Annotated in this window: 11 protein-coding genes and 1 tRNA gene; 7 read left to right on the forward strand and 5 right to left on the reverse strand. The window is 23.7% G+C overall.

Annotation, left to right across the window (positions count from 1 at the left end; all coding sequences use genetic code 4):
* Nucleotides 1–53: 53 nt before the first annotated feature.
* Nucleotides 54–713, reverse strand: a complete 660-nt coding sequence (locus ACJA25_RS01650; protein WP_406616097.1) for a 4'-phosphopantetheinyl transferase family protein — start codon at nucleotides 711–713, stop codon at nucleotides 54–56.
* A 38-nt stretch (nucleotides 714–751) separates the two neighbouring features.
* On the opposite strand from ACJA25_RS01650, the gene ACJA25_RS01655 reads away from it, so the two are divergent.
* Together ACJA25_RS01655 and rlmD are read left to right on the forward strand one after the other, a co-directional pair.
* Nucleotides 752–1948 carry a hypothetical protein gene (locus ACJA25_RS01655; protein ID WP_406616099.1) on the forward strand — a complete coding sequence of 399 codons (1197 nt, stop codon included), beginning with the start codon at nucleotides 752–754 and terminating at the stop codon, nucleotides 1946–1948.
* A complete protein-coding gene (rlmD, locus tag ACJA25_RS01660) occupies nucleotides 1935–3254 on the forward strand; it encodes a 23S rRNA (uracil(1939)-C(5))-methyltransferase RlmD (protein WP_406616101.1) in 1320 nt (439 codons plus the stop codon). Before ACJA25_RS01655 ends, rlmD begins: the two co-directional genes overlap by 14 nt.
* Before the next feature lie 223 nt (nucleotides 3255–3477).
* Here rlmD and ACJA25_RS01665 read toward each other — a convergent pair whose 3' ends face one another.
* On the reverse strand, nucleotides 3478–3924 hold the full coding sequence (locus ACJA25_RS01665) for a hypothetical protein (RefSeq protein ID WP_406616103.1): 447 nt from the start codon (nucleotides 3922–3924) through the stop codon (nucleotides 3478–3480).
* Nucleotides 3925–4366: 442 nt separating this feature from the next.
* Here ACJA25_RS01665 and ACJA25_RS01670 point away from each other — a divergent pair, with 442 nt between their 5' ends.
* The 3 genes from ACJA25_RS01670 to ACJA25_RS01680 all read left to right on the forward strand — a co-directional run bounded on the left by ACJA25_RS01670 (nucleotide 4367) and on the right by ACJA25_RS01680 (nucleotide 6375).
* Nucleotides 4367–4993, forward strand: coding sequence for a deoxynucleoside kinase (locus ACJA25_RS01670; protein WP_406616179.1), 627 nt, complete (start codon nucleotides 4367–4369; stop codon nucleotides 4991–4993).
* A 46-nt stretch (nucleotides 4994–5039) separates the two neighbouring features.
* Nucleotides 5040–6230, forward strand: coding sequence for a DUF2179 domain-containing protein (locus ACJA25_RS01675; RefSeq protein WP_406616105.1), 1191 nt, complete (start codon nucleotides 5040–5042; stop codon nucleotides 6228–6230).
* Nucleotides 6231–6290: 60 nt separating this feature from the next.
* A tRNA-Leu gene (locus tag ACJA25_RS01680) sits at nucleotides 6291–6375 on the forward strand.
* A gap of 60 nt (nucleotides 6376–6435) precedes the next feature.
* On the opposite strand, the gene aspS is transcribed toward ACJA25_RS01680, so the two are convergent.
* Genes aspS through ACJA25_RS01695 form a run of 3 tightly spaced genes read right to left on the reverse strand, consistent with a single transcriptional unit; the run spans nucleotide 6436 to nucleotide 10079 of the window.
* On the reverse strand, nucleotides 6436–8139 hold the full coding sequence (aspS, locus tag ACJA25_RS01685) for an aspartate--tRNA ligase (protein ID WP_406616107.1): 1704 nt from the start codon (nucleotides 8137–8139) through the stop codon (nucleotides 6436–6438).
* 3 nt (nucleotides 8140–8142) lie between these two features.
* Nucleotides 8143–9456 (reverse strand): histidine--tRNA ligase, encoded by a 1314-nt coding sequence (gene hisS / locus ACJA25_RS01690; protein ID WP_406616109.1) that lies wholly within the window; start codon nucleotides 9454–9456, stop codon nucleotides 8143–8145.
* Nucleotides 9457–9473: 17 nt separating this feature from the next.
* A complete protein-coding gene (locus tag ACJA25_RS01695; protein WP_406616111.1) occupies nucleotides 9474–10079 on the reverse strand; it encodes an FMN-dependent NADH-azoreductase in 606 nt (201 codons plus the stop codon).
* A 130-nt stretch (nucleotides 10080–10209) separates the two neighbouring features.
* Between ACJA25_RS01695 and ACJA25_RS01700 the strand changes: the two genes are divergently transcribed.
* A complete protein-coding gene (locus tag ACJA25_RS01700) occupies nucleotides 10210–11505 on the forward strand; it encodes an MAG2810 family protein (RefSeq protein ID WP_406616113.1) in 1296 nt (431 codons plus the stop codon).
* Between the two features lie 111 nt (nucleotides 11506–11616).
* On the forward strand, nucleotides 11617–12453 hold the full coding sequence (gene mutM / locus ACJA25_RS01705; protein WP_406616115.1) for a DNA-formamidopyrimidine glycosylase: 837 nt from the start codon (nucleotides 11617–11619) through the stop codon (nucleotides 12451–12453).
* The last annotated feature ends 6 nt before the right edge of the window (nucleotides 12454–12459 follow it).

Genomic DNA, 12459 nt, shown 5'->3' on the forward strand with positions numbered 1-12459 from the left:
TTAATTATTATATTAAATAAAATAAATATATTAGTATATTAAAAGCAACATTTTTAAAAAAAATCTTGATAATTGTTATCGATTTCAATTATTTTTATGTTTTTTTTGTCAATTTCTTGATAGCTAGCAATACAAATTTTTTTGTTTTGATCCAAAATCATTTTTAAGAAAAAAGCATGATTATCTAAATATTGAATTGTGTTATTTTTAATTAAAAAATTACTAAAAAAAGTAGTCATTCCAATTCCTAATAATTTCGAAAAAGCTTCTTTAACATTTCAACATTCTAATAAATTAGTTTTGTAAAATTCGTCATCATTTGGATTTAATAAAAACTTAGATATCCCTAGTTTCACTATCTTTTCTTTTTCAATATCTATGCCTATTTGTTCATTCGAAACTGCTGCAATTACATAATTATGACTGTGTGAAATATTAAAATGAATTCTGGAATTTTCAAAAAAAGGTTTTCCGAATTCATTGAATTTAATTTCAAAATTTTGATTTTCTTCATTTTTAACAAAGTTGTTTCAAATCATTTTTTTTAAAACAAAAGAAACAAATTTTTGATTAGAGTTGATTTTATATTTTTTTAATGTTTTAAGATCTAAATTATGTTTTTTGACAAAGGTTTTGTAATCAAAGTTTTTGTTAATTTTACTTATGTAAAGAATAACTTTTTCTTTATTTATTTTTTGATAATCTTTGAACATATTTTTTAAATTATAAATGTTTATTTTATAATTATTTTATGCATAAAAAATCATTAAAATTATTAGCATTAATTTCACCTTTTGCATTTGCTTCATTATTTTTAATTTCTTCTAGATGTGTAAATCTGGAAGAAAAAAAATTTAATCAAGTAAATCAAGAATTAAAGATTGAATATATCAAAGGCACAGATACTATTGAGCAAAGCAAATCTAATTTCAATATTGAAGATTTTTATTTTGAAACTAAAAACAATTTTGAATTTGAAGTTAAACCTTTGTACATAACTTTTTCAAAAGAACCAACTGACAATTGATTTTTCGTAAATTATCAAATTTTTAATAAATTAACTGGTAGATATTCAAAGATTTTTACAAAAAAATTTAAAAGCAAACAACATACAAATGATTTTTCAAAATTTGAAAAAAATCTAAAAGAAATATTGGTCCAAATATTTGATGTTTTTGAAAAAAACAAAGTGAAATTAGATGAACTAATTGCTAAATACGAACATAAATATCTTGAAGAAATAGAAGAAAATAAAAGAAGAAAATATAAAAATATTTACTCTTCTTATGCTTATTTAAAAGAATGTATAAAAAAAACTAAACAAGCTGACACTGAAGAATTCAATCTTATTCTAACTTTAAAAGCTTTGCAAAATAAAAAATCATTAGATTTTGTTAATAATCAATATCTAATTAGAGATTTTTTAATCAAAATTTTAGAGAAAAAGGATTTATGTTTAGAAATAGAACATCCAGATTTTATTGATGATTTTTATGAAAAAAACAAATATTCAGAATTTGTTAATTCAGGTATGTATGAACTTTATAACCAAATGAAATATTGAATTTCTCTTAATTCAAATGAAAATTGAACTATAGCAGAAAAAGAAGTTGAAAATATTTTGAAAGCAAGCCAAAACAAATGTATTGTTGTTTCAGCAGTTAAAAAATGATGCTCTGATTGCATTAAATTTAAAGAAGAAATATATCCTAAATATAATCAAATGTTCCCAAATGATGAATTTAAATGGTATGACTTTGAAGATCAAAAAAATGAGCAAGTGAATCATTTAATTTTTAGCTTGTTTAATAATTTAGGTGCTAAAAGATATGGTTTAAGAGTTCCTTACACTATTTTTGTTTATAAAGGTAATGTTATTTCTGAAGGAACAGAAATTGATTCGCTTGAAAATCTAATAAAATTAAGAAAAATTTATGAAAACAAATAATTCTAAAAGTGAAATTTTAAATAATATAGTTTGTGATTCGTTGTCATATGAAGGTTATGGTTATGTTAAAAAGAATAACCATATTTTTTTAGTTGAAAATTTTTTACCTGGTGAAATAGCAAACATCAAAGTCATAGATAAAAGTAAAAACATTTCTTATTGCAAAGTTGTTAATTTAATTAAACCATCTGTAAAAAGAGTAGCACCCAAAAACAAAGAAATTTTAGATTCAGGAGCAGCGTTTTTAGCGAATTTAAGTTATCCAGATCAATTGGAATGAAAAAATCAAATAATCGATCAATTTACAAAATGGAATTTACCTAAAAGCACAAAAATTTTTCCGATTGTTCCTTCTCCACTAGAATGAAATTATAGAAATAAAATAACAGTGTTTTTTGGTGTTGTAGATTCAGAAATCAAAATAGGTGTTTTAGAGAAAAAATCTCATAATATTATTGAACAAAAGACGTTTGACTTAGTTAATAAAAATATTGAAAAATTACTTTTATGAATTCAAAATAATATCAATAATTATGATGTTGAAAATTTAAAATCTATATCAAAATTAATGTGTAGATATAGTGAATTTCAAAATTCATATCAAATAGTTTTTTATCTAAAAAATGATGTTAAGATCGACAATGATTTTATTGAGGAGATTCTGGCTAATTTTAACAATATTTATTCAATAGAAACCATTTTTGAAAAAGAAAATAAATTAGTTAAAATTTATGAAAATGACTATTTTAAAGAAATATTAGGAAAATATAGTTTTTATATTTCATCCGATTCTTTCTTTCAAGTAAACAGATTACAAACTGAAAATTTATATAAATACATTGGACAAGTTTTAGAACTCAATAGCAAGGATTCTTTATTAGATTTATTTTGTGGAATAGGTACAATTTCAATTTTTTTAAAAGACTTTTGTAAAGAAATTAAAGGTATAGAAATTGTAAAAAATGCAGTTAAAAACGCGAATAAAAATGCTAAAGAAAATCAAATCGATAACTATTTATTTGAAGAATTAGATGCTGATAAAATAAGTCAAGAAGCAATTCAAAATTATAATGTTGTTGTTGTAGATCCACCAAGATCTGGATTAACAAAAAACATAATTGATGTTTTACTAGATGCTAAACATATAAGCAAAATTGCCTATGTTAGTTGTAATTATCATACTTTAATTAGAGATTTAAAGTTACTTGAAAAAGAATTCGAAATTGTTTCGGTTCAACCTTTTGATATGTTTCCTCAAACACCACATATAGAGATTGTAGCCTTTTTAAAAAGGGCATCTAGGTAATTTTAAAAGTAATAGTACTTGTAAAAAAGAGCCTTTACATTAAACCCAAGCAAAAAATTAGACTCGTAATTGAAAAAATTTCGAGTCTTTTTGTTTTAGCTAATTTATCATTATGTTCCTAATTTTTTGGTTCTAATTTAATTTTAGACTATAGCCCTAGAGTATTTGCGTAAGTAAGTGTTTATTTACTTTTTTAATATTTAATAATGATAATTTTTAAAAATTACTTTTTCTTCTTCTCGTATTCTTCAATATCTTTTTTATGAAATGATTTTAGCATTTCAATATCTTTGTTTATTTTTTCAAACCCTTGATCTACTTTTACTTCAAGAGCATTGAATCTTTGTTCAAAAGCATCAAACCTTTGTTCAAGAGCATTAATTCTCTTGTCTATTCTTTTATCTATTTCTTCTAATAATAAACAATTATTTTTACCGAATCTTTGGTCAAGAAGCTTGTTAAACATATTTTCAAAAAATTCTGGTGTCAAATTTGACACATTGTTAGTATTTGGATTAACTGGTTGCTTCTTGCTGTCTTGATCAAATTTCATAATTAGTATAATTTTATTATTTTCATCATCTTTTTGATAAAAATATTTAGGGTTATCATATTGTTTTGAAATTAAATGAAACTCTTTTTTAGAGATTTCAATTTCTTTTTCAGTCATGTTTTTACCTCCGTTTTATTTTTTACCCAATATAATATGTACAAAAAATGAAAAACTTGAAAAATTTTTTTATTTTTTATTTTTTTAAGATACTTTTAAGGAATAAAGGTATCTTTTCTTTTTTGTTTTAAGGTACCTTTATGGAATAAGAGTATCTTTTTTAAGCTATTTTTATCCGAATTAAATAAAAGTAAGATTCTCGAAATTTGATTTATAAATGTTTAAAAGTTTTATCTCAATAAAACTAACTTTCGCTAATTAATAATTATTTTTAAGTAAGTAAGTTTGTCCGTACATACGGTCGCTACCGTCCAAACTTACTTACTTAAACAACTAGATTATCTAATCACAACAATTTGTTTTATTGAGATGATAAGGAAAAGTATTTTAATAAGAGTATATTAAAACACTAAGAAAACAAAAGAAATTACAAGTTGCAATTATTGGTGCAGGTGCTGTTGGAAAAACTACAGTTTTAAATGAACTGAAAGAATATTTTAAAGAAATCAATATGAATGTTTATGATGAAAGAGATTTTCTAGGTGGTAAATTTATTGCATATATGAAAGATATGAAGTTAAATTCTTATGAAATGCAAAAATTGTTTTTCATTGAAAGATATAAACAAATTGTCAAAATGCAATTTGATAATTTTTCAATCATAGATAGGCACCTAATTGATGATGTAATTTTCCCAGAAGTACACATAAATTTAAATAATTTTAATCCTAGTCAGAAAAACAAATGAATAAAGTTTGAAAAAAAGTATTTAAGAAAATTAGAAACTAAACCTAAATTAGACATTTTGTTTGTTCTAAGAGCAAATTATGAAGAAATTAAGCAAAGAAGAAATAAAAGATCTGAAATAGACGAAGAAAGAAAAAGTGAAGCAGATCCAAAAAATGATGAATTTTTTAAACAAGTTAATCAGATATATTTTGATGAAAATTTAAAATGAATGTTTTTAGCAAATAAGTTTGCTAAAGAAATTATTATTTTTGATAATCAAAGCAAAGAAGATGTTAAAACAAAAATTAAAGAAAGAATCAATCAAGCTATTAAAGAATAATTAATACTTTTAATATTTTTTACACTAGTAATTTATAATTTATAAAATGGAATCAAAAGAGCAAAAAAATCAAGAAAAAAATGAGCAAAATAATTTAGAAAGTTCAAAGAAAAAAGTAGAAATTCAAAAAATAAATATCAAGGATTCTATTTTAAAATTTTCATCATTACATAAAGTTAATAAGTTGTGATTGCAAATCACTTTAACTATTTTGATCGCATTAGTTTTTTCATTTTTAGGTATTTTTCTAATTCAAAATACTGGTTTGTATGGACTAGGTGTTGACGCAATAAGCCACGGCGTAGGTAGATTATTAGCTTTTATAACCTTAAAAAGTTCAAATGATAAAAATTTAAGTAGATACATTTTTATTGTTTTCTTCTGGTTAACGAATTTACTTATTAATATTCCTTTATTTGTTTTTGCTTATAAAAAAATTAATAGTAATTTTGCTTTACTAAACATTATATTTATGATTTTTTCAACTCTTTTTGGTATTTTATTAGGTTTTATTCCAGGAAGTGAGCATTGAACATTTTTTGGTTCTTCTACTAATAAGGATTTATTGGATCAATCAAATAATATTATTCAATCTTTATTCTGGGAAGTGTCAGAAGATTACGGAATGTATTTAATCATATTTCTTTATGGTTTATTGTGAGCTATTTTCCAAGGAATTATTGCTGCCTGTTTATTGATTTTAAATTCCTCAACTGCTGGTTTTGATATTTTAGTTGTTTGATATTCAAGAAAAAAGATTATTAATTTGGGTTATGTTTATATTGGCTTTCATATAATTTGCTTATTTTTGGCTAATTTTATTGGAACTTATTTGCCAACTTCAATGACACCAACTGCTCCAAAACAATGAGATATCAAAGTTTTCTTTAATCCTAACTTTGTAAGTTCACTATTAATGATTTTATTAAATGGTTTTGTAGTTGATTTAATTTTTCCTAAATACAAAATGGTTAAAATTGAAATTTTCACTAATAAAATTGAAGAAATCACAAGAGAAATTTATAGTATTGAAAACAAAAGAATTCAAGCAAGTATTTTAGACACCACCGGTGGATATAGCAAGCAAAAAGGGAAATTATTAATAATTAAATGTTTCTATATAGATTCTTCAGATATAGCAGATATTGTGTTAAGAAATGATCCTAATGCTTTTATGTCAATTATTGAAATTTCCAAAACTTTTGGAAATGTATATATAAGTCAAATCAAAAAATAAAGTACAAAATTGTCAATATTTATTAAAATATTGACTTTTTTGTTAAAATAGAATAGTTATGCCTGAGTGGTGGAATTGGCAGACACGCTAGACTAAGGATCTAGTGAAGAAATTCATGCAGGTTCAAATCCTGTCTCGGGCACCATTTGTTTAATTACATCAAAAATTAAAATTCACACTTTGTTTTGGAGTGTGAATTTTTAAATTATTTTTCTTTAATACAAAGGAATAAATCATCTAATTGCTCTTTGGTTACACCACTAGGAGCATTAGTAAATACATCTTGTCCTTTAGCATTTTTAGGAAACGGAATAACATCTCTAATGGTTTCTTGTTTGGTTAAAATCATAATCAATCTATCGATTCCTAAACCAATCCCACAATGAGGTGGCAACCCATAGTCGAAAGCTTTTAAGAAGAAACCAAATTTCGATTCTTGTTCTTGTTTAGTCATTCCAATTAAATTAAACATTTTTTCTTGAATTTTTTTATCAAAAATTCTCGCTGAACCTGAACCTAATTCAAAACCATTAAGAACTAAATCATATGATTTGGCTTTTATGTCTTTCATTTGCAGTTGATCAATTTCTTCATTTTTATGATCAAATTGAGTAAAAGGATGGTGAGCTGCTGATCATTTTTTAGTTTCTTCATCATATTCAAACATCGGTCAATCAGTGATTCATAAAAATTTATATTCTTGATCGTTAGCAAAATGATAAATGCTATTTAACTCATTTCTAATTGCTCCTAAAGATTGACAAGCATTTTCATATTTATTAGCAACTATAAAATACGAACCATCAGCATAATCATATTCTTTAAGAATTAAATCTAATTCATTAGGAACTTTATTAGCAAAATTGGTTAATTTTACTTCTTTATTTTCATAAACAAAATAGAACAATATATTAGCTTTATTTTTTAAAGCAATTTCTTCTAAATGAACAAAAGTCTTTTTGTCAATTTTTTCATCAATTTTTAAAGATCTTATAGAAGGTGCTTTTTTAATAATGTCAAAATTAGAATTCTTAAAACAATGATCAATATCTTTTAGTAAATAACCAAATCTAATATCCGGTTTATCATTACCGTAATCTCTCATACTGTCATCATATTTCATTCTTAAAAATGGAGTTTTAATTTTGATTCCAATTTTTTCAAATGCAAACTTGAACATTTTTTCAATGTACTTTTGAAAATCTTCAACTGTTCAAAAAGAAGTTTCAATGTCTAATTGAGTAAATTCAGGTTGTCTATCTTTTCTTCCATCCTCATCTCTAAAACAACGAGCAAATTGGAAATATTTTTCAAATCCAGATGCCATAAGTAATTGTTTAAACAATTGAGGGCTTTGAGGTAAAGCAAAAAATTCATTAAAGTTTCTAGTTGGAACCAAATAGTCTCTAGCACCTTCTGGAGTTGATTTTGCTAACATAGGAGTTTCTATATCTAAAAAACCATTTAGATACATAAAAGTTCTAATAGCAAAAATAAAATCATTTTTCAAAATAATATTTTTTTGCATTTTTGGACGTCTTAAATCCAAAAATCTATTTTTTAATCTCGTATCTTCTTTTAATTCAACATCATCTCTAATAGGAAAAGGTAAAACTTCTGAATCTGAAAAAACTTCAAATTTTTTAACTAAAACTTCAATTTTTCCAGTCTCTAAATTAGGATTAGCAACTTTTCTTTTAACAACTTGACCAGTTATAGAAACACAAGCTTCTTTTGAAAAATTAACATCTTGATTAAAAACACATTGAGTAATTCCGTATCTATCTCTTAAATCAACAAAAGTTAATTCACCAAATCTTCTTTTATTTGCTACTCATCCATACAAAGTAACACTTTTGCCAATGTCTTTAAGATTTAATTCATTATTATTAATTGTTTTACTTTTCATTAGTTATTCTTCCTCATCTTCTAGTTCTTGTAATATGCCTAATAATTCCTCATCGTTATCTGCTAAAAATTGTAATAAATCTTGAAAACCATTTTCATTGTGTGAAAAATATATTTTGTCATTACTTATTAAGTTTTTAATTAAGAAATTTTTGTTTTCTTCGTATTTATCGTCAAATAATACAAAATTGATACCTAATTTTTCTGCTTTTTCAAAGATTTTTTTGCTCTTGACTTCATTTTTAAAAATCTCTGATTTTATTCCATATGCTCTAAGTTCATTACATAAACTTAATAATGTTGGTAAATTCTTTTCATTTGTTGCTGCAAACAAAATTTTGATTTGATTTTTAAATTTATCAGTAATTTTGTTTTGAATTATTATTTCTGCTGCTCTATCAACACCCATTGCTCAACCAATGGCTGAAATGTTTGGACCGCCTAATTCAGCAATTAAGTTTGAATATCTACCACCACCAATTAAAGTTGATTGAGCACCAGCGTTTTTATCATTAGAAACAAATTCAAATACTATTTCATCATAGTAGTCTAAACCGCGAACTAATGAATAATCTATTTCATATTTAATATTTGCGTTGTCTAATAATACAAGGAGTGATTTAAAATATTTTTGGCTTTCATTTGTTAAAAATGAAGAAATTTTAGGAGCTTTTTTAACAAAGTCTTTTTCTTTATCAATTTTGTCATCCAATATTCTTAAAACATTGTTATCCAATCTTTCTTGATTAATTTGACTTAGTTGATCTTTAAAAGGCAAAAAGTATTCTTTAAGAGCTTTTTGATAATTTGCTCTAGAAATTTCATCACCAATAGAATTAATTTTTAAAACATTTTTTAATTCTAAAGATTGAAGCAATAAATTAGCTAAAAATATAATTTCAAAATCTTGATAAATATTTTTATCCCCAATCGCTTCTATTCCTGCTTGGTAAAATTGTCTTTGTCTACCTTTTTGTGGTTGTTCATATCTAAACATTGAACCAAAATAAGAAAATTTTGGATCTAAAGAAGAAACATATCACTTATTTTCAACCAATGATCTTACAAAACCAGCGGTACCTTCAGGTCTTAAAGCGATTTGTCTTTCACCTTTATCTTGAAATTCATACATTTCTTTTTTGACAATGTCACTATTCGAAACTGATCTTTTGTACAAGTCAGCATTTTCAATTATTGGAGTTTCTACCAAATTAAAATTGAATGAATTAGTTAGTTTTATAAATATGTTCCTAATGAATTCGTAAGTGATCATTTCTTCTTGATCAATGTCTTTGGTTCCTTTTATTCTATTAAACATTTTTCTCCTTAACTTTATTAAAAAATGTTTTTTAATATTTGTAATATTTTTGTTTTATTATTTTCAATTATTTGTTCGTGTGTTAACTCTTTGTTTGGCAAGGTCTTTGTCCCATCGATCAAAAGAGTTTCAATTTGTTTAGCACCTAAAAATTTTCATATACCAGTTAATAATTCTAATGGTTTACCTCAAGGGTATCAAGATTCTGGAGCTCCTTGTGTAGAAATTAAAACAACTTTTAAATTATTTAACAAACCAATAGCGTCACCTTGTTTTGAGTATTTATAACTAAATGTTTTGTTAGCAACACAAATAGAATCTATGAAATTTTTTAAAACTGCTGGATATGAAAAATTAATCATTGGGAAAGATAAAATTAATAATTGACTATTTTTTAGTTTTTCAATTCATTTATCGCTTTCATTTTTTTGGAAGAAATTTGCCATATTACTTGAATTTAAAGAGGAATTAGCAAAAATCTCGTTATTAAGATCTATGTTTTCAATTTCCAGATTTTTATTATTTTTGTCTGCTTCTTTTAGTAAAAAATCCAATGTTTTTTTACTTAAACTGTCCATATTAGGTGATGAATTTAGAGCTAAAATTTTTATTTTAGAGTTCATATTTACAACCTTTCTATCATTTTTACTATCAAAAATTATTACGTAGTAATTTATTATAATTTAATATTATATATGTTAATATTTTCGATTTATAAGTTAATATTTTCATTTTAATACAAAGGAGTTTGGTATGTCATTAAATACTGAAACAAAATTAGTTTCTAAAAATAAATTTTATGAACAACAATATTCGATAATTGAAAAAATGACAGCAGAAAAAATTAATGCTTATTATGCGGAAAGCAAAACAAGAACAAAATTGTTTTTTGCTGAAATAGGATTATTTGTAGGTGCAATTTTATTTTCTATTTCATTTTTATTGTTGTTAATTTTTGGTTATCTTGCATTTTTTTCAAATAGCACAAGTAGCTTTGTAACCCAATTAAAAAATAACCAAAATAGGATTATATGAATTGCTGTTTTATCAATTTTAAGTATTTTTAACTTATTATTGATGCTATTGGGTTTTAAAAAACGAGAACAAATAAAACAAGAAGTAGTTAAAAAATTCAATTCATATGATATTTATAAGTATATTTTTAAGTATTTTGGGTTAGAAGAAAAGTTTAATAGAGACGAAAAAAATGTCTTTATTCCTAAATATGAACAAATTAACTTTTTTAGAAATATAAAAAACTTTAATGATATTCAAATTGGAACTTTTGCTATTGTTGGTAAATATCCTATCTATGATTTAGTAACTGATGATCAATATATTAAAATGCAAAATTTAGAATACTTTTCATCAAAATGATATGACCTAAGACTTTTAGCAAAAAAAGAAGCTAAAAAGTATCTAAGCAAAAGTAAAAAATCATATATGAATCAAATTGAAGTTCAAGAATATTTAGACAGATTTGGTTTAGCAGTTAAATTAAGAAATTTAAAAGAAAGCATTTCACTTACTTTATTCGATAAAGACAATATCTATACTCCAGAAGAATTTGAAATTGTAGAATTAGACAAAAAATATAGTGATTTATATATCAAAACCGAGTCAAAAAATGAATTACTTCCTTGACTAGAAGAAAATAATTTAGCTTTTTTAGAAGCAATCAAAAATGAATTAAATGCATATAAATATCAAGATTCAACAACAATAAAAAACAATTTAGTCAATAAACTAAGTTTATTAATTAAAAAACAAGAAGCATTTATTTGATTTGATTCAAGTTCAAAATTATTGGATTTAGAAATCAAATTAAAAACAATAAACAAAAATAAAATTATTAAAACTTTTGTTTCACGCTTAATTGATGATATTTACTTAATCTACTTACTTTTACAATTATTAGTACCATTTGGTTTGAAACTTAAAGATTTTGAATTTGATTCTGAAATTAAACAAATGGAAGAAGAAAATAAAAAACCTATTGAAAACAAAGAACAAAACGAAGAATTGTTAAAAAATCAAGCTGAAGAATAAAAATATGAAAATAACTTTTTGGCAAAAATCAAAAGTTATTTTTTTATTGCTTTTTTCATATGGATATATTTTCCATAGAATACATTGTTTAATATTTATAATTTAAATGTTATGCCAGAATTTCCAGAAGTTAATATTGTTATAAATGGACTAAAAAAAGTGATTTTGAATCAAAAAATAAGCAAAATCACTGTTTTTGAACAAAAAATGTTAAGAAACGCAACTGTTGTTGCTTTTGAAAATTTTTTATTAAATGAAACTATTTTAGATGTTGTTCAAAAAGGAAAATACATCATTTATTTGCTTTCAAATAATAAAGCATTAATTTCGCATCTAGCGATGACAGGTAAATATTTTTATCAAAATGATGTTACCAAATACAAAAGAAATGATCATGATCATTTGATTTTTGAACTAAATCAAAATAATTTTCTAATTTATAACGATTATAGAAAATTTGGCTTTTTCTACATTAAAAATCAGGAAGAATTATTAACTACTTTACCATTGTCTAAACTTGGATATATGCCTTTTGAAGCACTAGAACATTTAGATATTTTGTTTTCTAAAATGACCAAAATAAAAAAGCCAATCAAAACACTTTTGTTAGACCAAAGTTTTCTAACAGGTTGGGGCAACATTTATGCTGATGAAACTTTGTTTCAATGTAAAATAAATCCCTTTGAAATTGCAAATCAAATTACTAAAGAACAATTGAAAGAAATTATTATAGAAGGAAACAAAATAATAAATGATTCGATATCAAAAGGCGGATCAAGCGTCATTGATTACACCAGTTTAAATGCTCAAAAAGGTACATATCAAAATTATTTAAAAGTTTATTCTCGTGAAAATTTGCAGTGTTTTAATTGTAAAAATTTAATCAAGAAAGAGTTTTTAAATGGAAGAGGAACTTTTTATTGCCCATTTTGTCAAATTAAAAAATAAGGAAAG

This window comes from Mycoplasmopsis hyopharyngis (assembly GCF_045276885.1).
Lineage (GTDB): Bacteria > Bacillota_I > Bacilli_A > Mycoplasmatales > Metamycoplasmataceae > Mycoplasmopsis > Mycoplasmopsis hyopharyngis.